This is a genomic window from Glutamicibacter sp. GQ173, from assembly GCF_059759215.1.
This window is the reverse complement of record NZ_JCAXDT010000007.1, coordinates 66,293-92,496: the sequence shown is the minus strand read 5'-3', so window position 1 is coordinate 92,496 and position 26,204 is coordinate 66,293. Positions and strand designations below refer to the sequence as shown.

The window sequence follows — 26,204 nt, the reverse complement described above, 5'->3', positions numbered from 1 at the left end:
AAAGCAAGGCCCGAACCAGTTGAACTGGTTCGGGCCTTAGCTCTGCGTTCCTAGATGGTGCGCGAGAGGATTGCCTGCTTGACCTCGGCGATGGCCTTGGTCACCTGGATGCCGCGTGGGCATGCTTCGGAGCAGTTGAAGGTGGTGCGGCAGCGCCACACGCCTTCCTTGTCGTTCAGGATCTCCAGGCGCATGTCGCCGGCATCATCGCGGGAGTCGAAGATGAAGCGGTGCGCGTTCACGATCGCAGCCGGGCCGAAGTACTGGCCATCGGTCCAGAACACCGGGCAGGAGCTGGTGCACGCGGCGCACAGGATGCACTTGGTGGTGTCGTCGAAGCGCTCGCGGTCCTCTGCGGACTGGTAGCGCTCCTTGGTTGGCTCGTGGTCCTTGGAGATCAGGAATGGCATGATCTCGCGGTAGGACTGGAAGAACGGTTCCATGTCGACGATGAGGTCCTTTTCAAGGGGCAGGCCCTTGATGGCTTCAACGGTGATCGGCTTGGAGGTGTCCAGGTCCTTGAGCAGGGTCTTGCAAGCCAGGCGGTTGCGGCCGTTGATGCGCATGGCATCGGAGCCGCAGACGCCGTGGGCGCAGGAGCGGCGGAAGGACAGCGTGCCATCCTGCTCCCACTTGACCTTGTGCAGGGCGTCGAGCACGCGGTCGGTGCCGTACATGGTCAGCTTGAAGTCTTCCCAGTAGGCATCCGCGGTGGCCTCTGGCAGATAGCGGCGAACGCGCAGGGTGATGTCGAAGCTTGGGATTTCTCCGCCGCCGCCAACACCTGGCTTCAGCTCGATCTTTGACGCTGGTTCTGGCAGTTCGGTGCTCATTAGTACTTACGCTCCATTGGCTGGTAACGGGTAAAGACCACTGGCTTGGTCTCCATGCGGATGCCCTTGATGTCCTCGGTGACGGCTTCGCCATCGCGGTAGGACATCGAGTGCTTCATGAAGTTCTCGTCGTCGCGGTCCGGGAAGTCTTCGCGGTAGTGGCCGCCGCGGGATTCCTTGCGGTGCAGAGCAGCAACGGTGATGACCTCGGCCAAGTCGAGCAGGAAGCCCAGTTCGATGGCTTCGAGCAGATCCAGGTTGAAGCGCTTGCCCTTGTCCTGGACGCTGATGTTCTTGTAGCGGCGGCGCAGATCCTCGATCACGTCGCGTGCTTCCTTCAGCGAACGCTCGTCGCGGAACACCTGGACGTTGGCGTCCATGGTCTCCTGCAGGGTCGAGCGCAGGTCGGAGACGCGCTCGGTGCCGTTGCCGGTGAGCACTCCTTCGATCTGGTCGATGACAAATGCTTCCGGGTTCTCCGGCAGCTCGACGAAGTCGGCGGTCTTGGAGTACTCGGCAGCTGCCACACCGGCGCGCTTGCCGAACACGTTGATGTCCAGCAGCGAGTTGGTGCCCAGGCGGTTGGAGCCGTGCACCGAAACGCAGGCAACCTCGCCGGCAGCGAACAGGCCTGGAACGACGGTGTCGTTGTCCTGCAGCACCTCGGTGTTGATGTTGGTTGGCACGCCGCCCATGGCGTAGTGAGCGGTGGGGTACACCGGCACTGGATCGGTGAATGGCTCCACACCCAGGTAGGTGCGGGCGAATTCGGTGATGTCAGGCAGCTTGGATTCGATGTGCTCTGGTTCCAAGTGGGTCAGGTCAAGGAGCACATAGTCCTTGTTTGGACCGCAACCGCGGCCTTCGCGGACCTCGTTGGCCATGGCGCGGGCCACGATGTCGCGAGGTGCGAGGTCCTTGATGGTTGGAGCGTAGCGCTCCATGAAGCGCTCGCCATCCGAGTTGCGCAGGATGGCGCCTTCGCCACGTGCACCTTCGGTGAGCAGAATGCCCAGGCCCGCAAGGCCTGTTGGGTGGAACTGGAAGAATTCCATGTCCTCCAGCGGCAGGCCCGAACGGAAGGCAATGGACATGCCGTCGCCGGTCAGGGTGTGCGCGTTGGAGGTGGTCTTGAAGACCTTGCCGGCGCCGCCCGAGGCGAAGACCACGGACTTGGCCTGGAAGACGTGCAGCTCGCCGGTGGCCAGGTCGTAGGAGACCACGCCGGCGACGCGCTTCTGCTTGTAGGCGGTGCCGTCCTCGCGGTAGGCATCCTCTTCAACCATCAGCAGGTCCAGCACGTAGTACTCGTTGTAGAACTCGACGTTGTGCTTGACGCAGTTTTGGTACAGGGTCTGCAGGATCATGTGGCCGGTGCGGTCGGCGGCGTAGCAGGCGCGGCGCACGGCGGCCTTGCCGTGGTCGCGGGTGTGGCCACCGAAACGGCGCTGGTCGATCTTGCCTTCTGGGGTGCGGTTGAACGGCAGACCCATCTTTTCCAGGTCGAGCACGGCGTCGATGGCTTCCTTGGCCATGACCTCGGCTGCGTCCTGGTCAACCAGGTAGTCGCCACCCTTGATGGTGTCGAAGGTGTGCCATTCCCAGTTGTCTTCCTCGACGTTGGCAAGTGCTGCGCACATGCCGCCCTGGGCTGCACCGGTGTGCGAGCGGGTTGGGTAAAGCTTGGTTAGCACTGCGGTGCGTGCGCGCTGACCGGATTCGATCGCTGCACGCATGCCTGCACCACCGGCACCGACGATGACTACGTCGTACTTATGTACCTGCATTCTTGATGCTCTCTTTTCTAAAAATCTATCTGGCTATCGGCTGAAACGGGGGAGTTTCACAAGCACTGCTGCAGCTGGCTGCCAGCTACGCAAGGATCGAAGGTGAAGATCACCAGGGAACCGAGCACGATGATGAAGATCGTTGCGACGTACAGGATGCCCTTGAGCCAAGCGCGGGTTGCGTGCTTTTCTGCGTAGTCGTTGATGATGGTGCGCACGCCGTTAGTGCCGTGCAGCATGGCCAGCCACAGCAGGGCCAGATCCCAGAACTGCCAGATTGGCGAAGCCCACTTGCCGGCGACGAAGCCGAAGCTGATGCCGGAGATGCCTTCTCCGACCATGAGGTTTGCGAAGAGGTGGCCGAAGATCAGGACGATCAGCACAACACCGGACAGGCGCATGAACAGCCATGCCAGCATTTCGAAGCTGCCGCGGGACTTGGGGCCGCGGTTGTACTTAGGATCAATGCGCTGGCTGCGCGGAGCAGGAATAGAAACGCTCATGGCTTAGTGGCTCCCAAATGCGATCGACAGGTGGCGGATGGCGAAGCCCGCGAAGACGACAACCCAGAGGATCAATACGCCCCAGAGCATCTGGCGCTGGTACTTGGTGCCCTGCTTCCAGAAGTCGACCAGGATCAAGCGCAGGCCGTTGAATGCGTGGAAGAGGATTGCTGCAACCAGACCGGTTTCACCCAATGCCATCCACGGGGTCTGATAGGTGCTGATGATGGCGTTGTATGCGTTGGCATCAACGCGGACCATCGCCGTGTCCAGCACGTGCACCAGCAGATAGAGAAAAATAACGACACCGGTGACTCGGTGTCCCACCCAGGACCACATGCCTTCATGGCCGCGGTATAGGGTGCCTGACGAAGTCTTCGACACTGAACTAAACCTCCAAGGCTCGCAACGGCGCATGTGTATATTGCACACAATGAGATTTGACGCACTTGTGCGAGCGTTCCTTGTGCGAGTCTAAACCACTTGGCGCACTGCAATCTATTTCGTGTCGAGCTCCTGTGAGGAGGTTCACCGAATAGTAGTGAAAAAGCGCTGAAAGGCTGAATTTTCGCCCGTAATACCGCATGGATTCCTTCCCTATTTCCACTGGTTGTCCAATTTCAATGGAACAGATTATCCACCGGATGAATTAGTCTGGAATGCGTGAATGCAGACCTATTATCCAGATTCCACGGCGTGATCCCCGCCGGAGGCGTCGGTACCCGATTGTGGCCCCTGTCCAGGGCATCCGCTCCCAAGTTTTTGCACGATCTGACCGGGTCCGGCTCAACCCTGATCCGTGCCACCTATGACCGGCTGGTGCCGCTGGCAGGCGAGCGCATCATGGTGGTCACCGGACGCGCCCACCGCGGAGCGGTGGTGAGCCAGCTTCCGGAACTGTGCGACGAGGACCTGGTGCTCGAGCCGGAGCCCCGCGACTCGGCCGCCGCCATCGGCTTGGCCGCCGCCATCCTCTACCGCCGCGATCCCAATATCATCATGGGGTCCTTCGCCGCCGACCAGGTGATCGAGCCGGTGGAAGTGTTCCAGGCTGCGCTGAGCGAAGCGATTCATACTGCCGCTACCGGCAAGATCGTCACCATCGGCATTCACCCCACCCATCCGTCCACCGGGTTCGGCTACATCCGCACCGGTGAACCGCTGGACGTGCCCAATGCGCCGACCGCGCGCGGCGTGGTGGAGTTCGTGGAGAAGCCCGACGAGGATACCGCGCGCAAGTACCTGGCCTCCGGGGGCTTCTTCTGGAATGCCGGCATGTTTGTGGCCCCGGTCAGCCTGATGCTCAAGCACCTCGAATCCAATGAGCCGGAGCTTTACGCGGGCCTGTCGAAGATTGCTGACGCGTGGGAGACCGGGCGCCGCGATCAGGTCATGCGCGAAGTCTGGCCAGGGCTGCCGAAAATCGCGATCGACTACGCGGTGGCGGAGCCTGCCGCGGCTGCCGGCGATGTAGCAGTGATCCCCGGTGTCTTCAACTGGGATGACGTGGGAGATTTCGCCGCGATCGGCCGCCTGAACAAGGCCAGCGCCGAGGAGGGCATTATCAACCTCGGCGACAAGCAGGTGCGCGTTTATGCCGATAACGCCACCGGCGTGGTCTACTCGGACCGGCCGCGGGTCATTGCCCTGGTGGGGATCGAGGACGTGGTGGTGGTGGATACCGCTGACGCGCTGCTGGTGACCACCAAAGAGCACGCGCAGCGGGTGAAACAGACGGTCGAAAGGCTTAAAGAACAGGGTCGCGAAGACGTTTTGTAGAAATTTTCTTCCGGGATCCGCCAAAGCCCTCCGATAGCTAATGCCCATTTGACCTGTTATTTTTCTATTTTGAAAAATGATGGCTGTAAATGAAGCACATATTTTATTGATATATCAATACCTTGAATGTGATCTGTTGTCGTTGCTAGGGTCAAGCGGCATGACAGTCAAACACGAGTCAAGCGATCGCAATGGACCGACGCTGGGGAGTTCGTCGGATGAAGTCGAACCTCGCACGCGGATCAACAAGGTAGTTTTCTATGGCTCGGCGGCCGGCGTGCTGGCCATCGCCATGTGGGCCATACTCGACAAGGAATCGGCCGATCTGGCGATCAACGCCCTGGTCGGATGGGTCGGAAAGAATCTGGGCTGGTTCTATACCCTGGTCGTCGTTTCGGTCCTGGTTTTTGTCATTTTCGTAGCCATCAGCAAGGTCGGCAAGACGCGATTGGGACCGGACCACGCCCGCCCGACCTTCAGCTTCTTCACCTGGGCTTCGATGCTCTTTGCCGCCGGCATCGGCATCGACCTGATGTTCTTCTCCGTTTCCGAACCAGTGACCCAGTACCTGGCTCCGCCACGCGGTGACGGAGCCACTGCCGAGGCCGCCCGCCAGGCGCTCGTATGGACGCTGTTCCACTACGGGCTCATCGGCTGGGGACTGTACGCGCTGGTTGGAATGGCGCTCGGATATTTCGCCTACCGCCACAACATGCCGCTGAGCATCCGCTCGGCCCTGTATCCGATCTTCGGGAAAAAGATCAACGGCGCCATCGGCCACGGCGTGGACATCGCAGCGGTCATGGGAACGATCTTCGGCATCGCCACCTCGCTGGGCATTGGCGTCGCCCAGCTGAACTACGGCTTGCACTTCATCTTCGGCATTCCGGAGAGCAACGCTTGGAAGTTCGCCCTGATCGGCCTGTCGGTGGTCATGGCCACCATCTCGGTGCTCACCGGCGTTGAAAAGGGCATCCGGCGGCTCTCCGAATTGAACGTGGTCCTGTGCATCATCCTGCTGGGCTACATCCTGGTGACCGGGAATACCGCATTCCTGATGGACGCGCTGGTGGGCAACGTGGGAGACATGCTCGCCCAGTTCCCGTTCATGGCGCTCGATACCTTCGCCTATGACCGCCCTGATGCCTGGCTGAACAGCTGGACACTGTTCTTCTGGGCCTGGTGGATCGCCTGGGCGCCTTTTGTCGGCCTGTTCCTTGCCCGCATTTCCCGCGGACGCACCATCCGCCAGTTCGTCACCGGCGTGCTGGTAGTGCCGATGGCCTTCATCCTGATCTGGATCTCCATCTTCGGCAACAGCGCGCTGGCGCTGATCATCAACGGCAACACCGAATTCGGCGAAATCGCCATGAACACCCCGGAACGCGCCTTCTACGCGCTGCTCGAGCAGTATCCCGCCGTGCCGCTGGTGGCCGGCATCGCAACTTTCACCGGCCTGCTGTTCTATGTCACCAGCGCCGACTCGGGCGCGCTGGTGATGGCGAACTTCACCTCGCATCTGAAGGATTCCGAGGCAGATGGCTCCAAGCCGGTCCGGCTGTTCTGGTCCCTGGCCATCGGCATCCTGACGCTGGCCATGCTGCTGGTCGGCGGAGTGCCCACCTTGCAAGGCGCCACGGTGATCATGGGGCTGCCGTTCTCCGTGGTCCTGATATTCGTGATGCTGGGCCTGTACAAATCGCTGAGGGTCGAGACCGCCTTGGCCGACAGCTACGACAAGTCGCTGCACGCGATGCTCACCAGCCGCAGCAGCTCGGCAGGGGACAGGCGCAACTGGCGCCAGCGCCTGTCGCGCACGATGGTCTATCCAGGACGCCGGCAGACCGCCCGCTACATCCAGGAAGTGATCGAGCCGGCCCTGCGAGATGTCCATGACGAATTCGCCGCCCAGGGTGTTGAGGTCGAATTGGAGATCAAGCCGGTGGGCGGGCTGCAGCTCAATTCCATCGACCTGGTCGCCGTGACCCATGCCGACCAGCGCCCGTTCAAGTACCAGGTCTATCCGGTGCGCATGGATCTGCCCACCTATTCCCGCGTCTCCAGCAGCGCCGACGTCTACTTCCGGCTCGAAGCCTTCAACCAGGAAGGCAGCCACGGGTTCGACCTGATGTCGTTGTCCCAGGAACAGGTCATCGCCGATGTGCTGGACCAGTACGAGACGCATATGGAATTCATCCATCACCAGAATCTGCACGATTCCAAGAGCCAGATCAACGATGACGGATGCGCGAAGACCGACTGGGAACGCGATTTTGACACCGGCATGCTGCCACGGATCCAGCCTCGATCGGATTCCGATGAGCTGGACAAGGAACTAGAAGCAATCGAAGACGACGAAAAAATCAAGGAGAACCTCAATGACTAATACTCTCGATTCGGGCTCGGTGCAGCTCAAGGGCAGCCCCAACCCGCAATTGCTGGCCAGCGGGGAGACTATTTTCATCGGTGGCAGCTTCGGCCCGTCGGCTTCCGGGGGCACCCGGGCCATCCATTGCCCGGCCAACGGCGAGCAGGTTGCCTTGGCCTCCGAGGGGACCGAGGAGGATTCCATCCGGGCCATCAAGGCGGCGCGCGAATCCTTCGACTCGGGAGTGTGGAGCTCGGTGCAGGCACCGGAACGCGGACGCTTCCTGCTGCGTGTCGCGGCCCGTCTGGCCGAGCGCAAGGAGGAGTTCGCCCTCGCCGAAACCCTGGATAGCGGAAAGCGGATTATCGAGTCCAGGATCGACATGGACGACATCATCGCGTGCTTCGAGTATTTCGGAAGGCTCGCAGGGCAGGATGCCGGGCGGATCGTCGACGCGGATGACGCCAATGTGCTCAGCCGCATCGTCTACGAGCCGGTGGGTGTCGCGACCATGATCACCCCGTGGAACTACCCGCTGCTGCAGGCAGCCTGGAAGATCGCCCCGGCACTGGCCGCTGGCTGCTCCTTCGTGCTCAAGCCTGCCGAGCTGACCCCGTCCACCGCGGTGCTCATGATGGATGTGCTGCGCCAGGAAGGCCTGCCCGACGGTGTGGCCAACCTGGTCACCGGTGCGGGATCCACCGCTGGCGCAGTGCTTTCGGAGCACCCGGAGGTGGATCTGGTGTCCTTTACCGGCGGGCTGGTGACTGGCCGGAAGATCGCCGCGGCGGCCGCCGGGACGGTCAAGAAGGTGGCCCTGGAACTGGGCGGCAAGAACCCGAACGTGATCTTCGCCGATGCGGACTTCGACGCTGCCGTGGACAACGCCCTGAACGGCGCGTTTGTCCATTCAGGCCAGGTCTGCTCGGCAGGTTCCCGCTTGCTGGTCGAAGCAAGCATTGCCGAAAAGTTCGTGGATGCGCTGGTGCGCAAGGCCGAGCAGATCACCTTGGGCGGCCCGTTCGACGAGCAAGCCGAAACCGGTCCGCTGATTTCCGCCGAGCACCTGGCCAAGGTTGACGCCTACGTGCAGGCCGGCATCGCAGAGGGCGCCCGGGTACGCTGCGGCGGGCGCAAGGCCACCGAGGAGGACGGCTCGGGCCTGGGCACCGGCCACTTCTACCTGCCGACCGTGATCGACCAGGTCACCGGCTCCATGAGCGTGGCCCAGGACGAGGCCTTCGGCCCGACCGTGACGGTGGAAACCTTCACCACCGAAGAAGAGGCCATCAAGATTGCCAACGACACCGTCTACGGCTTGGCCGGCGCGGTATGGAGCCAGGACGCCGGCAAGGCCCAGCGCGTCGCCAATCGCCTGCGCCACGGCACCATCTGGATCAACGACTACCACCCGTACCTGCCGCAGGCGGAATGGGGAGGTTTTGGCCAGTCCGGCAACGGCCGCGAGCTTGGCCCTACCGGGCTTGGCGAGTACCAGGAAGCAAAGCACATCTACCAGAATCTGAACCCGCAGGTTACCGGCTGGTTTGCCGAGAAATAACGGGAAAGGGAGAAAAATGAGCATTGACAAAAAAGACTTCGATTACATTATTGTTGGCGGCGGTTCAGCAGGCGCCGCGGTCGCATCGCGATTGAGCGAAGATCCCGCCGTTTCCGTTGCGCTGGTCGAGGCCGGTCCCGATGACCGCGGCTATGACGAGGTGCTGCAGCTTGACCGCTGGATGGAGCTGCTCGAATCGGGGCTTGACTGGGACTACCCGATCGAGCCGCAGGAAAACGGCAACTCCTTCATGCGCCACGCCCGGGCCAAGGTCATGGGCGGCTGCTCCAGCCACAACTCGTGCATCGCCTTCTGGGCTCCGCGCGAGGACATCGACGAGTGGGAGTCGAAATTCGGCGCCACCGGCTGGAACGCCGAGATGGCCTACCGCCTGTACAAGAAGCTGGAAACCAATGAGGACGCAGGGCCGGCGGCGCCGCACCACGGCGATTCGGGTCCGGTCAAGCTGATGAACGTTCCGGCCAATGACCCTTGCGGCGTGGCGATCCTGGATGCCGCGCAGCAGGCGGGCATCCCGCGTGCCAAGTTCAACAACAACGAGACGGTCATCAACGGCGCGAACTTCTTCCAGATCAACCGCCTGCCAGATGGCACCCGTTCCTCTTCCTCGGTGTCCTACATCCACCCGATCGAGGGCCGGGAGAACTTCTTCCTACTCACCGGGCTGCAGGCGCGCAAGCTGAACTTCGATGCGTCCAAGCGCTGCACCGGCGTCGACGTGGTGGATGGCGCTTTCGGCCGCACCGTGACCCTGAATGCCGCCAAGGAGGTCATCGTTTCGGCCGGCGCCATCGATTCGCCGAAGCTGCTGATGCTTTCGGGCATCGGCCCGGCCGAGCACCTGAAGGAGGTCGGCGTCGAGGTGCTGGTCGATTCCCCGGGCGTGGGCGAGCACCTGCAGGACCATCCGGAAGGCGTGATCCAGTGGGAGGCGAAGCAGCCAATGGTGGAATCTTCCACCCAGTGGTGGGAGATCGGCATCTTCACCCCCACCGAGGAAGGGCTGGATCGCCCGGATCTGATGATGCATTACGGTTCGGTGCCTTTCGACATGCATACCCTGCGCCAGGGCTACCCGACCAGCGAGAACACCTTCTGCCTGACTCCGAACGTCACGCATGCGAAGTCGCGGGGCACCGTGCGCTTGCGCAGCTGCGACTTCCGCGACAAGCCGAAGGTCGACCCGCGCTACTTCACCGATCCAGAGGGCCACGACGCCCGGGTGATGACCTTCGGCATCCGCAAGGCCCGCGAGATCGTCGCCCAGTCCCCGATGGCCGATTGGGCCGGCGTTGAGCAGTTCCCTGGCCAGGATGTGCAGAGCGATGAGGAGATCTTCGACTACCTCAGGCGCACCCACAACACCGTCTACCACCCGGCAGGGTCGGTGCGCATGGGCGCCGAGGATGATGTGATGAGCCCGCTGGATCCGCAGCTGCGGGTCAAGGGCGTCAGTGGCTTGCGCGTTGCCGATGCGTCGGTGATGCCGGAGCTGGTCACCGTGAACCCGAATATCACGGTCATGATGATCGGCGAGCGTTGTGCCGAGCTGATCCGCGAAAACTAGGGCGCAAGACAAAGGTGGTGGCCATCGGGAAACCGGTGGCCACCACCGGTTGCGTGGTCCGAACTGTTTCGCGCTGTGGCCAAACATTACGAAGAACTGTTATCTGCAGCTGTTGGACGAGTATCTTCGAAAGGTGTCCACCGTGAATGATTATGACAATGTTGCCTCCGTCAGCGACTTCACCGAGCCGTTAATCGATCAGCTGATCGACTTTCGGCGCGAGCTGCACCGGAACCCGGAACTGTCCTTTGCGGAACACCAGACAACTCAACGCATCCTCGAAACGCTGCAGGCCGCTGGGCTCTCGCCGCAGAAGATGACCAACACCGGCGCCTTCGTCGATATCGGGCAGGGGCCGATCCGGATTGCCTTCCGCGCCGATATTGATGCGCTGCCGGTCATCGAGGAAACCGACCTGGAGTACTGCTCGATGGTTGAGGGAGTGGCGCACGCTTGCGGCCACGACATCCACACCACGGTGATGCTGGGAGTTGCCCTGTCGCTGGGCAGGTTCAACGAGGCTGGCCTGCTCAACGGCCGGGTACGCGTCATCTTCCAGCCAGCCGAGGAGAAGCTCCCTGGCGGAGCGCTCTCGGTCATCGAGCAGGGACTGCTCGATGAGGTGCCACGGGTATTGGCCCTTCACTGCGACCCGCGGATCGATGCAGGGCATATCGGCACCCGTATCGGTGCCATCACTTCTGCCAGCGATACCATCCGCATCGAGGTCAACGGCCACGGCGGGCATACCTCCCGACCGCACCTGACCGAAGATATCGTTTTTGCGATGAGCCAGATCGCCACCCAGGTGCCCGCAGTGCTCGGCCGCAAGGTCGACGTTCGCTCGGCGGTCTCCGTGGTGTGGGGCCAGATTCATGCCGGCAGCGCCCCGAACGCGATCCCTGCCACTGGATATCTCGCCGGAACCATGCGTTGCCTGGATGGGGATATCTGGTACGAGGCCGGTGAGCTTCTGGACAACGTGGTGCGCCAGATTGCCGCTCCGTACGGCGTGGAAATCAAGTTGCAGCACACCCGCGGCGTTCCACCGGTCGTGAATGCGCCCGCAGAGACGGCGCTGATTGAGGATGCCGCACGTCGTGAGTTCGGCGCGGACGCGATTGAACTGACCCCGCAGTCCATGGGCGGGGAGGATTTTGCCTGGATGACCCAGAAGGTCCCCGGGGCCATGTTGCGCTTGGGCACGCGAACTCCGGGCGGGAAGACTTACGACCTGCATCGCGGGGATTACATGCCTGATGAATCCTGCATTGGCATCGGTGTGCGTATTATGACCGCGGCCGCCATGCAGGCCGTTCGCGAAGCAAGCGCCAAATAGCGTGTTGGTCACAGTAGACTCAAAACTTTTTAACTAGTCTTTGACACTTTCTCAATTCTTTGAGTGACTTGGGCTTTGACGTTAAGCGCTTGCCGTTTTGAAGCCGCTTAGTTATCTGTTTGTAATCTTTATCGTCTTTACCTGTGACATATCTCCGATAGGCTATGGAAACGATGGGGAAGCTACGACTTTAGGTGCGCTCGCGTAAGGCCAAGGCAACGATGCTTTACAGGGGTGGCTGGTGTCTGAACTCCCACATGATCTCGCACGACTTTTGGAGGAATAGATGCGCTTCGTATCGCGCAAGACCGGTGTGGCCGCGGCCATGCTCGGCATCTCGGCTTTGGCTTTGAGCGCCTGCGGCGCTGCACCGGAAGAGTCCAGCTCAGCTGGCAAATACCCCGATTACGTTGGCTGCATCGTTTCCGACTCAGGTGGATTCGACGACCAGTCCTTCAATGAGTCTTCCTACCGTGGCCTGAAGAATGCGGAAAAGGACCTGGGCATCAAGATTCGCGAAGCAGAGTCGAAGTCCAATGCGGACTTCGCTACCAACCTCCAGGGCATGACGTCCGCTGGCTGCAACCTCACCGTCACCGTGGGTTACTTGCTAGGCGATGCGACCGCCGATGCCGCAGCCAAGAACCCAGATAGCAACTTCGCGATTGTGGACTTCCAGCACAAGGAGCCCATCAAGAACGTCAAGCCGATCATTTACAACACCGCCCAAGCAGCCTACCTCGCCGGCTATGCAGCGGCAGCTGCTTCCGAGACCGGCACCGTTGCCACCTTCGGCGGCATCAAGATCCCTACCGTCACCATCTTCATGGACGGCTTCGCCGACGGCGTTGCCAAGTTCAACGAAGACAAGGGCGAGAACGTGAAGCTGCTGGGCTGGGACAAGAAGAAGCAGGACGGCACCTTCTCCGGCGATTTCGAGAAGCAGGACAAAGGCAAGCAGATCACCAAGAACTTCATCTCTTCAGGAGCTGACGTGATCATGCCGGTCGCTGGTCCAGTGGGCAAGGGCGCTGGCGCTGCGGTAGCCGAAGCCAACAAGGGCGGCGAAAAGGCCAAGCTCATCTGGGTCGACTCCGATGGCTACCTGACCGCACCTGACTACAAGGAATACATGCTGACCTCGGTCGTCAAGACCATGGACAAGGCTGTAGAAGACGTCATCAAGTCTGATGCCGAAGACAAGTTCGACGCCACTCCTTATGTCGGTACCTTGGAAAACGAAGGTGTCGCGCTGGCACCGTTCCACGATTTCGACTCGGCCATCGGCGAGGACACCAAGAAGGAGATCGAAGCCCTGAAGGCCCAGATCATCTCCGGTGACCTGAAGGTCGAATCGGCAGCAAGCCCAAAGTAGGCTTTGGCACCTAATTTATTCAGCGCGTCACCGCCTGCCGTCATCCGGTGGGTCGGTGACGCGCTTTATGAATGCCTAGAGGCCAAAGCGGCTATCGGGCTAAACTACCTCGCACAACGAACTATGAAGATGGTGGAATCGTGAAACTCGAACTACGGGGAATCTCGAAAGCCTTCGGTTCTTTCTACGCCAATAAAAATATTGACCTGCTGGTTGATGACGCCCAGATCCACTGTCTGCTCGGCGAAAACGGTGCTGGAAAATCCACGCTTATGAACGTGCTCTACGGTCTATATCAGCCGACCGAGGGCGAAATCCTGCTTGATGGAAACCCCGTCGAGTTCTCCGGTCCGGGCGACGCCATGGCCGCCGGCATTGGCATGGTGCACCAGCACTTCATGCTGGTCCCGGTCTTCACCGTGGCAGAAAATATTGCCCTCGGCGCTGAAACCACCAAGGCCGGCGGCGTCCTGGACCTCCAGGTCACGCGCAAGAAAATCCGCGAAATCTCGGACCGCTACGGGTTTGACGTGGATCCGGACGCCATTGTCGAAGACCTGCCGGTCGGCGTGCAGCAGCGTGTTGAAATCATCAAGGCCCTGGTGCGCGAAGCCAAGATCCTGATTCTGGATGAGCCAACCGCCGTGCTGACCCCGCAGGAGACCGACGAGCTGCTCGAAATCATGCGCCAGCTCAAGGCCAACGGCACCTCCATCGTCTTCATCTCGCACAAGCTGCGCGAGGTGCGCGCCGTCTCCGACGTGATCACCGTGATCCGCCGCGGCGAAGTCATCGACTCGGTCTCCCCGGAATCCTCCACCACCGAGCTGGCCAACCTGATGGTGGGCCGCGCCGTGGAACTGAATCTGAACAAGGCCCCAGCCACACCGGGCGAGGCAGTGCTCCAGGTCAAGGACCTGACGGTCGTTGACCATGCAGGCACGACCACGCTGAACTCGGTCACCTTCGATATCCACGAAGGCGAGATCCTGGCCGTGGCCGGCGTGCAGGGCAACGGGCAGACCGAACTGACCGAAGCCATCCTGGGCACCCAGGCCGTGACCGGCGGCTCGGTTAAGCTGGCCGGCGAAGAACTGGTGGGCAAATCCGTCAAGCAGGTGCTGCGCACCGGCGTCGGCTTTGTTCCCGAAGACCGCTCGGTGCACGGACTGGTCACCGAATTCTCCATTGAGGAGAACCTGGTCTTGGATCTCTACGACCGCGCGCCCTTCGGCAAGGGCATCTCGATGAATCTGGATGCCATCAAGAAGAACGCGGCCGTGCAGATCAAGGACTTTGACGTGCGCACCGGCAATGCGCTGAATCCGGCCTCCAGCCTCTCTGGCGGCAACCAGCAGAAGGTCGTCATGGCCCGCGAGCTGAGCCGCGAGCTGAAGCTGTTCATCGCTTCGCAGCCAACGCGCGGGGTGGATGTGGGGTCCATCGAATTCCTGCACCGCCGCATCGTCGCCGAACGCGACAAGGGCACCCCGGTGATGATCGTTTCCACCGAGCTCGATGAAGTCATGGAGCTGGCCGACCGCATCGCCGTGCTCTACAAGGGCAGGATCAACGGGATCGTGCCGGGGGATACCTCGCGCGAAGTCCTCGGGTTGATGATGGCCGGCGTTTCAGCCGAAGAAGCCGCGGAACAAGCGGAATTTACCAAGTCAGATAACGAGCCCGTGGAAGCAGCACCGGCTGGCGAGCGCAGCGAAAACCAGGAAGGAGAAGGCCAGTGAGCGAGAAAAAATCACCGGTCATTCCCGACCCCGGCAAACCGGGCAACGACCTCTTCAAGCAAATCACCCAGGGACCGGGACTGGTCTCGGTGCTCGGCGTGATCGTGGCACTGGTGATCGGCGGATTGCTCATTGCCATCACCGACGAAAAAGTCGCCGAAACCGCCGGCTACTTCTTCGCCCGTCCAGCCGACTTCCTCTCCGAGCTTTGGCGCGCGGCGACCGAAAGCTATGTGGCGCTGTTCAACGGCGCCATCTACAACTCGGCCCAGGGTTTTAAGCCCTTCCTGGAAACCCTGACGGTCTCCACCCCGCTGATCTGCGCAGGCCTCGGTGTGGCCGTCGCCTTCCGCGCGGGCCTGTTCAATATCGGTGCCCAGGGCCAGATCATCATCGGTTCGGTACTGGCCGCCTACGTGGGCTTCGCCTGGCACCTGCCATTGGGACTGCACCTGCTGCTGGTGATCGTCTTCGGCCTGATCGGCGGCGCCATCTGGGGCGGGCTGGTCGGGCTGCTCAAGGCGAAGACCGGAGCCCATGAAGTGATCCTGACGATCATGTTCAACTACGTGGCCGTGTACTTCATCGACTTCCTGATGAACACCCAGGCCTTCCGCCGTCCGGGCGAAACCAACCCGATTTCCCCGATCCTGGACTCGACGGCAGTTTTCCCCTCCTTCCCCGGATCCCGTCTGCACCTGGGCTTCGTGATGGCCGTCCTGCTGGTCATCCTGGTCTCCTGGATGTTCAAGCGCTCCACCGTGGGCTTTGAATTCCGCGCCGTGGGGCATAACCCCGACGCCGCGCAGACCGCTGGCATCAACGTCGCCCGCAGTACCATCATCGCCATGGCCCTGGCTGGCGCCTTGGCCGGCGCCGCCGGTGTCGCCCAGGTGGCCGGCACCGAGAAGGTGCTGACCAGCGGCATCGCCGGTTCCCTTGGCTTTGACGCGATTACCGTGGCGCTGCTGGGCCGTTCCACTCCATGGGGAACCTTCTTTGCCGGCTTGCTCTTTGGCGCATTCCAGGCCGGTGCGGTGAACATGCAGATCACCACCGGCACCCCGATCGACATCGTTTCGGTGGTGCAGTCGCTGATCGTCCTGTTCATCGCCGCGCCACCACTGGTCAAAGCGATCTTCGGCATGAACCGCAAGAAGAAAAAGCGCAGCCCCAAGCTAGAAACTACCCAGGCAGGTGCCAAGTGACCTCTTCCACCTTGCAACCGGCAATGAGCGTATTGCCTAGCAAGAAGACCTCGATCATCCTCTCGGCGATCGCCGTCATCGTCTTCTTGTGTTTCGGCCTGCTGGGCAACAGCGAAAGCGCGCACTTCCAGCTGAACAGCTCCGGCGATGCTTTTGAGCTGCCGGAACTGGTGTTCCCGGGCAGAGCCAGCAACATCGTGATCGGGCTGCTGCTCGTGGGCATCGCTGCCTACTCCTGGATGCAGCGCAAAAAGGGCCACACCCTGGCGACCTGGATGGTTGCCATCGCCGCAGTCCTCTTTGTGCTCTCCTTCTTGATCTGGGTGGTCTCCGGCGCTGATATCAGCACCATTTCGCTGGCCAGCCTGCTGGCTGGTGCCGTGGTGCTGGCTGTCCCTCTGGTGTTCGGCTCCCTGTCGGGCGTGCTCTGCGAACGAGCCGGCGTGGTCAACATCGCCATCGAAGGCCAGCTGCTGGGCGGCGCGTTCACCGCGGCACTGGTTTCCTCCTTGACCAAGAACGCGTTCCTGGGCCTGATCGCCGCCGGCATTGCCGGCGCCCTGGTCTCCCTGGTGCTGGCGCTGTTCTCCATCAAGTACGTGGTCAACCAGATCATTGTCGGTGTGGTGCTCAATGTACTGGTCTCCGGAATCACCGGATTCCTGTTCACCACCGTGATGCAGGAAGATCCCGAGCTCTTCAACTCGCCGGTGCACCTGCCGGTTATCGAGATTCCCCTGCTCTCAGCCATTCCGGTGATCGGGCCGATCCTGTTCAAGCAGTCGGTCATCGGCTACCTGATGTACCTGGCGGTGTTTATCGTCTGGTTCGGGCTGTTCAAGACCAAGTGGGGCCTGCGGGTTCGTGCCGTGGGCGAGCACCCCAAGGCTGCCGACACCCTGGGCATCAAGGTCAACCGCACCCGCTTCTGGAATGTCACCCTCGGTGGCATCGTGGCAGGCATCGGCGGCTCCTTCTTCACCCTGGTGGCCATCGACTCCTTCACCAAGGAGATCTCCGGCGGCCGCGGCTTCATCGCCTTGGCCGCGGTGATCTTCGGGCGTTGGAACCCGATCGGCGCCTTCCTGGCTGCCCTGCTCTTCGGCTTTGCCGATAACCTGCAGGTCATCCTGACCATCATCGGCACCCCCGTGCCGAGCCAGTTCATGGCCATGATGCCGTACCTGGTGACCATCTTCGCGGTGGCTGGACTCGTGGGGCGCTCCCGCGGGCCGGCAGCTGCGGGCGAACCCTACGTGAAGGAATAACCGGTACAGATGACTGCCAACACCGCGCCGTGGTCGCAGCTTGAAGCTGCGGCCGCGGCCGCGCTGTCTCAGGCCTACGCCCCCTACTCGACGTTCCGTGTAGGGTCTGCAGCCCAGACCAGCGACGGCCGCATGATTTCCGGCTGCAATGTCGAAAACGCCGCCTACGGCGTCACCCTCTGCGCCGAATGCTCCATGATCGGCCAGCTTTTCGCCACCGGCGGCGGAACCCTGGAGTACTTCCTGTGCTTCGGCCAGCTTGCCGAGGGTGAACTGGAACTGATCACCCCGTGCGGGCGCTGCCGCCAGATCCTCTTCGAGCACCGCGGAGCCAACCTGCTGATCAAGACTGCCCGTGGAATCGTTGGCATCGAAGATCTTTTGCCTGACGCTTTCGGGCCGCAAAACCTTAACGCCTAGTGCCGGCGACCACCGGCCACAAGCAGAACGGATGGTGCCGCTAATGGCTACCGAACAATTCAGTGCCGTGGAAGTCATCCGCGCCAAGCGCGATGGCGCCGAGCTGAGCAACGAGATGATCGATTGGACCATCGACGCCTATACCCGCGGAGTCATTGCCGAAGAGCAGATGTCCGCGCTGAATATGGCGATCTACTTCCAGGGCATGAACCGCAGCGAGATTTCGCGGTGGACCACCGCGATGATCAATTCCGGCGAACGCATGGACTTCTCCACTCTGGCCAACCCGTCGGGCCAGAAGCTGGCGACCACCGATAAGCATTCCACCGGAGGCGTGGGGGACAAGATCACCTTGCCGCTGGCCCCGCTGGTGGCCAGTTTCGGTGTTGCTGTGCCACAGCTGTCCGGTCGCGGCTTGGGCCACACCGGCGGCACCTTGGACAAGCTGGAAGCCATCCCCGGATGGCGGGCCAACCTGTCCAACGAAGAACTCTTCTCGCAGCTCTCCTCGGTTGGCGCGGTCATCTGCGCGGCCGGTGCCGGGCTGGCACCCGCAGACAAGAAGCTCTATGCGCTGCGCGATGTCACCGCCACGGTGGAGGCCATCCCGCTGATTGCCTCCTCGATCATGAGCAAGAAGATTGCCGAAGGCACCGGCAGCCTGGTGCTTGACGTGAAGGTGGGATCTGGAGCGTTCATGAAGGACGAAGCCATGGCGAGGGAACTGGCCGAGACCATGGTAAACCTCGGCACCGATGCCGGGGTGAACACCGTCGCCCTGCTGACCAATATGGAAACGCCACTGGGCCTGACCGCTGGCAACGCCATCGAAGTCGAGGAATCGGTGGAGGTCCTTGCCGGCGGCGGGCCCGAGGACGTAGTCGACCTGACCGTGGCCCTGGCCATTGAAATGCTGGCTGGCGCTGGCGTTCACGGCGTCGATGTGCGTGCAGCGCTGAAGAACGGCCGGGCCATGGACAGCTGGCGGGCCATGATCGCCGCCCAGGGCGGCGACCCGGATGCCAAGCTGCCGGTGGCCAAGGAGTCGCACACCGTGGTGGCTGAAGCTGAAGGCGTGCTGATCAAGCTGGATGCCATGGATATCGGCCTGGCGGCCTGGACCCTGGGAGCAGGACGAGCCCGCAAGGAAGACAGCGTCCAGGCCGGAGCCGGCGTGCGCCTGCACGTCAAGCCGGGCGCCTTGGTGCGCCGAGGCCAACCGATCGCCACCTTGCTGACCGATACCCCGGACAAGCTGCCGCGCGCCATCGAACTGGCAGAGCGGGCCATCATGATCGGCTCCGAGCACGACCGCCCGGACATGCGCCTGATCCTCGATCGCATCGCCGCTTCATAATTGATGTTCCAGGGAAGAACCGGGAATCACCACTGGTGACCCCGGTTCTTTTCATGTTTCCTGCCCTTGAAAGCCAAGAGAACCGGACAAGCAACAAGGTCCGCAGGACAAGCCCCGGGAACCATCTGGCCTGGTTCAATCGTTGGAAGATTGGCTCCTACCTAGGTCGGGGTAGAAAGAAGTCCACATTGCCACATCAGTAGGATGCGCCCCTGCAGCTGCTCGAGCGAAAATAGTTGGACAGGCAGCGCGCTACGCGCTTTGGGGAAAGAAGATGCAAGTCCACATGGAACTAGTTAACGAGGCCATTACGCAGGCAGCCAGCGCATGGTGGGTGCTGCCGCTCTTGTTCCTGTTTTGCCTGATTGACGCATTTTTCCCGATCGTGCCCAGCGAATCCTTCCTGGTTTCCCTGGCCGCAGTAGGCATCCATTCCGGTTCCCCGAACCTCTTCCTGGTCGGCGCCCTCGGTGCCGCCGGAGCGCTGCTGGGGGACCAGATCACCTACGCCATTGGCCGGAGCATCGGTTCGCACGGATTCAAGTGGATGCGCGGCAAACGGGCGCAACGAGTACTGCACTACGCAGAAAAGAAGCTTGAAACCTCCGGCGCGCTGCTGATTTTCACCGCGCGCTACATTCCGATCGGCCGCGTCGCGGTGAACCTCACCGCCGGCGCCACCGGATTCAGCCACAAGCGCTTCACGCTCTTCGACACCATCGGAGTGCTGACGTGGGCCGCCTATTCGGTGAGCATCGGCGCTTTGGCCGGCAACTGGATGCATGACAACAAGCTGCTGGGCATTGGCCTGTCGATTGTGATCGCCGTGGTGCTCGGATTCATCATTGACCGAATCGTCAGCTGGGCGCTGAATCGCTACCACCTGCGCGTTGAGAAGGCTGCACAGCGCGCTGCGCAAGCAGCACGCGCAACGGTGCCGCCAGGCACCGACGAGAGTTAACCCGCGGTATTGAGCAGGGTCACATTGTGGCTCGCAGATCTTTACCTCCTGGAGCTGTCCGTTCCGCGGGATTGCGACTAGGCTCAGTGGTGTGACTGAAGAATTGATTCATCCTGACTACGATCCCGAGTTCGACTTCCGGGATCTGCCTAAAGTTTCGCTACATGACCACCTTGACGGTGGACTGCGCCCTCAAACGATCATCGAACTGGCAGCCGAAATTGGCCACGAGCTGCCCGAGACCGAAGCCGAAGCTTTGGGCGACTGGTTCCGTGAATCTGCAGATTCAGGCTCATTGCCACGCTACCTGGAAACTTTTGAGCACACCCTCGCGGTGATGCAAACCCGCGAAGCGCTGATCCGCGTGGCCCGCGAATTTGTCGAGGACCTCGCTGAAGACGGCGTGATCTACGGTGAAGTCCGCTACGCCCCGGAGCAGCATCGCCGTGAAGGCTTGAGCCTGGACGACGTCGTTGACGCAGTCCAGGAGGGCCTGGACCAGGCCTGCGAGCAGCTGAACAGCGAAGGCCATCCAATGCAGGTCGGCCAGGTGCTCAGCGCCATGCGCCAATCCGATCAGGGCGTGGAAATCGCCAAGCTGGCATTGCGCCACCGCGGCCACGGCGTCGTAGCTTTCGACATTGCCGGACCGGAAGATGGCTTCCCGCCATCGAATATGAAGGAAGCCTTCGACCTTCTGGCCGAAAACCTCTTCCCGACAACTGTCCACGCCGGCGAGGCCGCGGGACTGGCATCGATCAAGGACGCAATCCTGGTTGGCCGTGCCCAGCGCCTGGGCCACGGCGTGCGTGTTGCCGAAGATATCGAGATCGAGTTCGGCGCCATCGACGAAAACGGCGAAGAACTCAGCGACGACACCGGTTTGGTTTCCCTGGGCCCAGTGGCCAACTGGGTGCGCGAACGCGGTATCCCGCTGGAAGTCTGCCCGTCCTCCAACTTGCAGACCGGTGCCACCGCCAAATTTGGCGAAGGCATCCGCAATCACCCGATTGACCTGCTGGTCCAGACCGGATTCAACGTCACGATTTCGCCAGATAATCGGTTGATGTCCGGCACCAGCCTGTCCGAGGAATTCGAGTTGCTGGTCGAAGCTTTCGACTATGACCTGGAAGATTTGCTGGACCTGACGCTGAACGCTGCTGAAGCCGCTTTCGTTCCGCTGGAAATGCGCGAGCTGCTTGTTGAATACATCAACGACTATTACGACAACCTGCTCGACGATGACGACGACGAGGACTACGAAGAAGACGAATACGAAAACGTCGCCGACTAGTTCTCCGCGCAGCCAGGCTGCAAGCAACTGAAGGCCGGTTCCCGTTGGGGAACCGGCCTTCAGTTGCTTATGCGCAGAGGCTGGCCCAGCTTCGCTAGCATGGGAGCATGGCGCAGAACCCAACGCAGACCCAGCAGCTGATCACTACGGTGAGGATCCTGCGTGATAAATGCGCCTGGACCCAGGCCCTGACCCATGAATCCCTGCGGACCTACCTGATCGAGGAAAGCTATGAGGTTCTGGACGCGATCTCCGAACAGAATCCCCAGCTGCTCAAGGAAGAACTCGGGGACCTGTACTTCCAAATCCTGCTGCACGCGCTGATTGCAGCCGAGCAGGGACACTTCGATCTCGACGATGTTTCGCAGACGCTGAATGAAAAGCTGCTGAGGCGAAACCGGCACATTTTTGACGAACAAGGCGTGGTGCGCGAAGAGATCATCACGGACGTTGAGGAAATTATCCGGGTCTGGGATGCGGCCAAGCAGGCCGAGCGCCAAGGCAAGCCGCAGCCACGCAAAAATGCCGGGCTGCCTGCAGGCCTGCCGGCCCTGGCCTTGGCCCAGAAGCTGCTGGACCGCCACACCAGAGCCGGCTCTGATAAGGCCGGGAGACATCAAGTTTCCGAGGCAACCCGTACGAAAATTACCGATGAACATAGTTTGGCTGCTGCCCTCTTGGAGGTCTCTGCACGGGCAGAAGAGCTGGGATTAGATGCAGAATCTGTTTTGCGCGCAACCTTGTCGAAACAGTACGGCTCGGAATTCACTGCCACGATATCGCCTAAATCACCTTCGAAGCGCTAGGCTAGAGACTGGCAAAGGCGCCGACGGTCTTTTCAGCACCGCTGGCGGACCTTCCCCTAGACCACCCCTTTCTACAAGGAGTCCATACTCATGGCATTGATTGACGCCATTCACGCGCGCGAAATTCTTGATTCCCGCGGTAACCCAACCGTTGAGGTTGAGGTCCTGCTATCTGACGGATCGCACGGCCGTGCAGCAGTTCCATCCGGTGCTTCCACCGGCCAGTTCGAAGCAGTTGAGCGTCGCGACGGCGACAAGGACCGTTACCTTGGCAAGGGTGTGCTTGGAGCCGTGGAGTCCGTGATCGACGAGATCGCCGACGAGCTCGAAGGCCTGGACGCTACCGACCAGCGCGCTATCGACCAGGCCATGCTTGACCTGGACGGCACCAGCAACAAGTCCAAGCTGGGCGCAAACGCCATCCTCGGTGTTTCGCTGGCCGTGGCCAACGCTGCAGCCGTGAGCTCCAACCTGCCGCTGTACAAGTACCTGGGCGGCCCGAACGCCCACGTGCTGCCAGTGCCGCTGATGAACATCCTCAACGGCGGCTCGCACGCCGACTCGGATGTCGACATCCAGGAATTCATGATCGTGCCACTGGGCGCCGAGACCTTCTCCGAGGGCCTGCGCTGGGGTGTTGAGGTGTACCACAACCTCAAGTCCGTGCTGAAGGAAAAGGGCCTGTCCACCGGCCTGGGCGACGAGGGCGGCTTCGCTCCAAACCTGCCGAGCAACCGTGCAGCACTGGAACTGATCACCGAAGCCATCAAGCGCGCTGGCTACACCCCGGGTGAAGACATCGCACTGGCTCTGGACGTTGCTTCCTCGGAATTCTTCGAGAACGGCGCATACCAGTTCGAAGGCAAGGCACTGTCCGCCCAGGAAATGAGCGACTACTACGCTGCCCTGGTTGCCGACTTCCCGCTGGTCTCCATCGAGGATCCACTGGATGAGAACGACTGGGATGGCTGGAAGACCCTGACCGACGCCATCGGCGACAAGGTCCAGCTGGTCGGCGACGACCTGTTCGTGACCAACCCGGAGCGCCTGGCCGACGGCATCGCCAAGGGCACCGCCAACTCGCTGCTGGTGAAGGTCAACCAGATCGGTTCGCTGACCGAGACCATCGACGCTGTGACCATGGCCCAGCGCGCTGGCTACACCACCATCACCTCGCACCGTTCGGGTGAAACTGAAGATGTCACCATTGCCGACATCTGCGTGGCAACCAACGCTGGCCAGATCAAGACCGGTGCTCCAGCTCGCTCCGAGCGCGTAGCCAAGTACAACCAGCTGCTGCGCATCGAGGAAGACCTGGGCGCTTCGGCGGTTTACGCTGGTCGCGACGCTTTCCCGCGTTTCAACAGCTAATTACCAGTTGTAGCGAATAAGCTCGTCGGTAGTGGATACCGGCGAGCTTTTCGTTATTTAATGGACATATGCGCCGTTTCCACGGCAGCACAGCGCGTAGAGCTTTATGGGGAATTGGGGGAGTATGGCACAGCGACCACCACGCATGCCTCGGCGTAATACTCCGGATCCGGAAGAACTGACTCAGAATAACCCTGTTGACCAGTCTGAATACACTGATCCAGGAACAATTGCAGATCCGCCCACCGACGCATTGCACGTAGTGGCACCGCAACCCCGAGCTAAAAAGGCTCCTTCATTGCCGCGCCCCAAGCCTGCCGGCAGCGCGCGGAAAACTGCGCCGCGCACCGCGCCGGGACCCTCAGCGCAGGCACGCCGAGCGTCAGATTCGTCACGTGAGCCAAAAAAATTTGCAGGAAATTATGCTGCCAAGCCCAAGGTGCCGCTGCGCGAGCGGGCCAAGGAAAAGCAGAGCGAACGCCGCCGTGATGACCGGATGAAATTCTCCGCTGCCGTACGCCGCAAGCCAGGGGAAAAACCGGTTGAGAGCAAGCCGACGCCCGAGGGCGAACCGGTAGCGGCACACCGTTTTTCCGGCCGCATTGCCGCGCTGATCGTGGTGCTCGCATTCTTCGCCGTGATGCTGGTGCCAACGGTGAATTACTACCGGACCCAGATGGCCGAACTCAACGAGCTCAACGCCTCCATCGATTCCCTGGAAGCGCAGCGCGACGATTTGAAGGCCGAGATTGCCCGCTGGGATGACCCGCTCTACATCAAGCAGCAAGCGCGCGAGCGGATAAACTTGGTCATGCCTGGCGAAAAGCTATACATGGTCGTCGGCGACCGGCCGAAAGAAAATGAGGCGGACACCGAAGCCAATGGCAGCACCTTCGAGGTGCGCCAAGAGCTTCCATGGGTCGACGCATTGCTTGACTCGGTCCGGCGTTCCGCCACTGACTAACCACTTCGAACATGAAGAGAACCAATACCCGTGACTGAACAGCCAATCCGCGAAGCCCTTGACGCTGCCGGACGAGTACCAAGCGAAGCCGACCTTGACACCCTGTCCCGCCAGCTGAACCGACCAGTGCGCGATGTGGTGGAAATCGGTGCACGCTGCGTCTGCGGAAATCCGCTGGTGGCCACCACCGCGCCACGGCTTTCCTCGGGAATTCCATTCCCGACCACGTATTACCTGGCCCACCCGGTGATCACCGCCGCTGTCTCGCGCCTTGAAGCGGCCGGGCTGATGAACGAGATGAACGATCGCCTGGGCGGCGATTCCGTCTTGGCCCAGGCCTATGTGGCGGCCCACGAGTCGTACCTCGCCAACCGCGATGCCATCGGTGCGCGTTCTGGCACCGGGGCGGTGCCTGAAATTGATGGCGTGTCCGCTGGCGGCATGCCAACCCGCGTGAAATGCCTGCACGTGCTGGTCGGCCATTCGCTGGCTGCTGGTGAAGGCGTGAACCCGTTGGGCGATGAGGCCCTGGAAGCAATTGCCGAGTGGTGGACCAAGGACAAGTGCTACTGCGTAGGGGCTTGGGATACGGAATCGGAAGCTCCTAGCCGCGACCGTTCACGTCACGTGAAGACCCAGGAACTGCAAGACCCCGCGGCCAAGCGAGCCGAGCGTGCAGCCAAGCGCGCAGCCCGTGAAGCCCAAGAACGAGCAGCCCAGGATGATGCCTAATGCGCGTCGCCGGAATTGACTGCGGAACGAACTCCATTCGCCTGTTGATCGCTGATGTGCAACAGGATGGGAACGGGACTCGGCTTGTCGATGTCCTGCGCACCATGCGCGTCGTTCGCCTGGGACAGGGCGTTGATGCAACCGGTGCCTTTGCTCCGGAAGCGCTGGAGCGGACCTTTGCGGCCGCCCGCGAGTACCGGGCACTGTGCGACGAGCATCAGGTGGAGGCCATCCGCTTTGTGGCAACGTCAGCGGCCCGCGACGTATCCAACCGCGAGGTTTTTGCCGAAGAAATCACCAAGATCATCGGTGTTGCACCGGAAGTCATCAGTGGTGACGAGGAAGCATCGCTGTCCTTCAACGGTGCCGCTTCAGTGCGTGCCGGGCAGCCTGGCCGAAGCTTGGTAATCGATCTGGGCGGCGGCTCCACGGAGTTTGTCCTGGGCGATGCTTCAGGCCCGGTGGCCGCCAAGAGCCTTGACATGGGTTGCGTGCGCGTTACCGAACGCTTCGAACAGCAGGGCCTGGAATCGCCGGAAGCCGTTGCGTTCATGGACAGCATGTTGCAGTCCTTGGATGGCGCCGTTGACGTCTCGGAAGTTGACGCGGTGATCCTGGTGGCAGGAACTTTCACCACGCTCACTGCACAAGCGCTGGGCTTGGAGAAATACGAGTCCGAGAAGATCCACGGCGCGCAGTTGAGCTTCGACCAGCTGCGCGAAGCTACCAGCGCCATGCTCTCCTACTCGCGTGAAGAGCGGGCGGCATTGGGCTTCATGCACCCTGGCAGGGTTGATGTCATTCGCGCCGGCGCAGCGATCGTCCAGCGCATTCTCCACTATCTGGAGGCGGCAAGCGGCCAGCGCCCGATGCGGCTAATTGCATCGGAACACGATATTCTCGACGGAATCGCTGCTACGGCAGCCGCCAACGCCTAGTCCGTTGATT

22 protein-coding genes are annotated in these 26,204 nt (G+C 61.4%); 18 read left to right on the top strand and 4 right to left on the bottom strand.

The features are described from left to right. Positions 1-50: 50 nt before the first annotated feature. From AC6CHO_RS12275 to sdhC, 4 genes are read right to left on the bottom strand one after another with little or no spacing between them, the layout of a single operon-like run. On the bottom strand, positions 51-833 hold the full coding sequence (locus AC6CHO_RS12275) for a succinate dehydrogenase iron-sulfur subunit (protein ID WP_060700823.1): 783 nt from the start codon (positions 831-833) through the stop codon (positions 51-53). Continuing rightward, a complete protein-coding gene (gene sdhA / locus AC6CHO_RS12270; protein ID WP_060700824.1) occupies positions 833-2,620 on the bottom strand; it encodes a succinate dehydrogenase flavoprotein subunit in 1,788 nt (595 codons plus the stop codon). The genes AC6CHO_RS12275 and sdhA overlap by 1 nt, the downstream gene beginning before the upstream one ends. 56 nt (positions 2,621-2,676) lie before the next feature. Beyond that, a complete protein-coding gene (locus AC6CHO_RS12265; RefSeq protein ID WP_060700825.1) occupies positions 2,677-3,123 on the bottom strand; it encodes a succinate dehydrogenase hydrophobic membrane anchor subunit in 447 nt (148 codons plus the stop codon). Between the two features lie 3 nt (positions 3,124-3,126). After that, a complete protein-coding gene (sdhC, locus tag AC6CHO_RS12260; protein WP_498215257.1) occupies positions 3,127-3,540 on the bottom strand; it encodes a succinate dehydrogenase, cytochrome b556 subunit in 414 nt (137 codons plus the stop codon). A 246-nt stretch (positions 3,541-3,786) separates the two neighbouring features. Between sdhC and AC6CHO_RS12255 the strand changes: the two genes are divergently transcribed. From AC6CHO_RS12255 to AC6CHO_RS12170, 18 genes are all read left to right on the top strand, one after another. Further along, positions 3,787-4,902, top strand: coding sequence for a mannose-1-phosphate guanylyltransferase (locus tag AC6CHO_RS12255; protein ID WP_498215255.1), 1,116 nt, complete (start codon positions 3,787-3,789; stop codon positions 4,900-4,902). Positions 4,903-5,062: 160 nt separating this feature from the next. Further along, on the top strand, positions 5,063-7,288 hold the full coding sequence (gene betT / locus AC6CHO_RS12250) for a choline BCCT transporter BetT (protein WP_498215253.1): 2,226 nt from the start codon (positions 5,063-5,065) through the stop codon (positions 7,286-7,288). After that, entirely contained in the window at positions 7,281-8,831 is a 1,551-nt protein-coding gene (locus AC6CHO_RS12245) for an aldehyde dehydrogenase family protein (protein WP_498215251.1), read from the top strand. The genes betT and AC6CHO_RS12245 overlap by 8 nt, the downstream gene beginning before the upstream one ends. 16 nt (positions 8,832-8,847) lie before the next feature. Continuing rightward, positions 8,848-10,419 carry a GMC family oxidoreductase gene (locus AC6CHO_RS12240; protein ID WP_498215249.1) on the top strand — a complete coding sequence of 524 codons (1,572 nt, stop codon included), beginning with the start codon at positions 8,848-8,850 and terminating at the stop codon, positions 10,417-10,419. 142 nt (positions 10,420-10,561) lie between these two features. Then, positions 10,562-11,758 carry an amidohydrolase gene (locus AC6CHO_RS12235; protein ID WP_498215248.1) on the top strand — a complete coding sequence of 399 codons (1,197 nt, stop codon included), beginning with the start codon at positions 10,562-10,564 and terminating at the stop codon, positions 11,756-11,758. Positions 11,759-12,044: 286 nt separating this feature from the next. Next, positions 12,045-13,133 carry a BMP family lipoprotein gene (locus AC6CHO_RS12230; protein WP_498215247.1) on the top strand — a complete coding sequence of 363 codons (1,089 nt, stop codon included), beginning with the start codon at positions 12,045-12,047 and terminating at the stop codon, positions 13,131-13,133. Positions 13,134-13,273: 140 nt separating this feature from the next. Continuing rightward, complete coding sequence (locus tag AC6CHO_RS12225) at positions 13,274-14,875, top strand: ABC transporter ATP-binding protein (protein ID WP_444660687.1); 1,602 nt, start codon at positions 13,274-13,276, stop codon at positions 14,873-14,875. Beyond that, a complete protein-coding gene (locus tag AC6CHO_RS12220; protein WP_498215245.1) occupies positions 14,872-16,083 on the top strand; it encodes an ABC transporter permease in 1,212 nt (403 codons plus the stop codon). The genes AC6CHO_RS12225 and AC6CHO_RS12220 overlap by 4 nt, the downstream gene beginning before the upstream one ends. 23 nt (positions 16,084-16,106) lie before the next feature. Then, positions 16,107-17,351, top strand: a complete 1,245-nt coding sequence (locus AC6CHO_RS12215; RefSeq protein WP_498215243.1) for an ABC transporter permease — start codon at positions 16,107-16,109, stop codon at positions 17,349-17,351. A gap of 9 nt (positions 17,352-17,360) precedes the next feature. Continuing rightward, positions 17,361-17,771, top strand: a complete 411-nt coding sequence (locus AC6CHO_RS12210; protein WP_060700834.1) for a cytidine deaminase — start codon at positions 17,361-17,363, stop codon at positions 17,769-17,771. Positions 17,772-17,814: 43 nt separating this feature from the next. Beyond that, on the top strand, positions 17,815-19,128 hold the full coding sequence (locus AC6CHO_RS12205) for a thymidine phosphorylase (protein ID WP_498215241.1): 1,314 nt from the start codon (positions 17,815-17,817) through the stop codon (positions 19,126-19,128). A gap of 286 nt (positions 19,129-19,414) precedes the next feature. Further along, positions 19,415-20,089, top strand: coding sequence for a DedA family protein (locus AC6CHO_RS12200; protein WP_498215239.1), 675 nt, complete (start codon positions 19,415-19,417; stop codon positions 20,087-20,089). A 91-nt stretch (positions 20,090-20,180) separates the two neighbouring features. Next, complete coding sequence (locus tag AC6CHO_RS12195; RefSeq protein WP_498215237.1) at positions 20,181-21,383, top strand: adenosine deaminase; 1,203 nt, start codon at positions 20,181-20,183, stop codon at positions 21,381-21,383. 107 nt (positions 21,384-21,490) lie between these two features. Next, positions 21,491-22,189 carry a MazG nucleotide pyrophosphohydrolase domain-containing protein gene (locus AC6CHO_RS12190; RefSeq protein WP_498215235.1) on the top strand — a complete coding sequence of 233 codons (699 nt, stop codon included), beginning with the start codon at positions 21,491-21,493 and terminating at the stop codon, positions 22,187-22,189. 90 nt (positions 22,190-22,279) lie between these two features. After that, the gene (gene eno / locus AC6CHO_RS12185; RefSeq protein ID WP_146277811.1) at positions 22,280-23,560 is read left to right on the top strand and encodes a phosphopyruvate hydratase; all 1,281 of its coding nucleotides are present in this window, start codon (positions 22,280-22,282) and stop codon (positions 23,558-23,560) included. A 124-nt stretch (positions 23,561-23,684) separates the two neighbouring features. After that, positions 23,685-24,524: an FtsB family cell division protein gene (locus tag AC6CHO_RS12180; RefSeq protein ID WP_498215233.1), complete on the top strand. Its 840-nt coding sequence runs from the start codon at positions 23,685-23,687 to the stop codon at positions 24,522-24,524. A gap of 30 nt (positions 24,525-24,554) precedes the next feature. Beyond that, positions 24,555-25,256: a DUF501 domain-containing protein gene (locus AC6CHO_RS12175; protein ID WP_498215231.1), complete on the top strand. Its 702-nt coding sequence runs from the start codon at positions 24,555-24,557 to the stop codon at positions 25,254-25,256. Beyond that, positions 25,256-26,194: a Ppx/GppA phosphatase family protein gene (locus tag AC6CHO_RS12170; RefSeq protein WP_498215229.1), complete on the top strand. Its 939-nt coding sequence runs from the start codon at positions 25,256-25,258 to the stop codon at positions 26,192-26,194. The genes AC6CHO_RS12175 and AC6CHO_RS12170 overlap by 1 nt, the downstream gene beginning before the upstream one ends. Positions 26,195-26,204 lie beyond the last annotated feature (10 nt).

What these genes read in the sequence shown, in the direction of transcription:
- AC6CHO_RS12240 (WP_498215249.1), top strand. Translation starts at nt 8,848, where the DNA reads ATGAGCATTGACAAAAAAGACTTCGATTACATTATTGTTGGCGGCGGT.
- AC6CHO_RS12230 (WP_498215247.1), top strand. Translation starts at nt 12,045, where the DNA reads ATGCGCTTCGTATCGCGCAAGACCGGTGTGGCCGCGGCCATGCTCGGC.
- AC6CHO_RS12205 (WP_498215241.1), top strand. Translation starts at nt 17,815, where the DNA reads ATGGCTACCGAACAATTCAGTGCCGTGGAAGTCATCCGCGCCAAGCGC.
- AC6CHO_RS12215 (WP_498215243.1), top strand. Translation starts at nt 16,107, where the DNA reads ATGAGCGTATTGCCTAGCAAGAAGACCTCGATCATCCTCTCGGCGATC.
- AC6CHO_RS12180 (WP_498215233.1), top strand. Translation starts at nt 23,685, where the DNA reads ATGGCACAGCGACCACCACGCATGCCTCGGCGTAATACTCCGGATCCG.
- AC6CHO_RS12200 (WP_498215239.1), top strand. Translation starts at nt 19,415, where the DNA reads ATGGAACTAGTTAACGAGGCCATTACGCAGGCAGCCAGCGCATGGTGG.
- sdhA (WP_060700824.1), bottom strand. Translation starts at nt 2,620, where the DNA reads ATGCAGGTACATAAGTACGACGTAGTCATCGTCGGTGCCGGTGGTGCA.
- sdhC (WP_498215257.1), bottom strand. Translation starts at nt 3,540, where the DNA reads ATGCGCCGTTGCGAGCCTTGGAGGTTTAGTTCAGTGTCGAAGACTTCG.
- eno (WP_146277811.1), top strand. Translation starts at nt 22,280, where the DNA reads ATGGCATTGATTGACGCCATTCACGCGCGCGAAATTCTTGATTCCCGC.
- AC6CHO_RS12275 (WP_060700823.1), bottom strand. Translation starts at nt 833, where the DNA reads ATGAGCACCGAACTGCCAGAACCAGCGTCAAAGATCGAGCTGAAGCCA.
- AC6CHO_RS12190 (WP_498215235.1), top strand. Translation starts at nt 21,491, where the DNA reads ATGGCGCAGAACCCAACGCAGACCCAGCAGCTGATCACTACGGTGAGG.
- AC6CHO_RS12265 (WP_060700825.1), bottom strand. Translation starts at nt 3,123, where the DNA reads ATGAGCGTTTCTATTCCTGCTCCGCGCAGCCAGCGCATTGATCCTAAG.
- AC6CHO_RS12210 (WP_060700834.1), top strand. Translation starts at nt 17,361, where the DNA reads ATGACTGCCAACACCGCGCCGTGGTCGCAGCTTGAAGCTGCGGCCGCG.
- betT (WP_498215253.1), top strand. Translation starts at nt 5,063, where the DNA reads ATGACAGTCAAACACGAGTCAAGCGATCGCAATGGACCGACGCTGGGG.
- AC6CHO_RS12170 (WP_498215229.1), top strand. Translation starts at nt 25,256, where the DNA reads ATGCGCGTCGCCGGAATTGACTGCGGAACGAACTCCATTCGCCTGTTG.
- AC6CHO_RS12245 (WP_498215251.1), top strand. Translation starts at nt 7,281, where the DNA reads ATGACTAATACTCTCGATTCGGGCTCGGTGCAGCTCAAGGGCAGCCCC.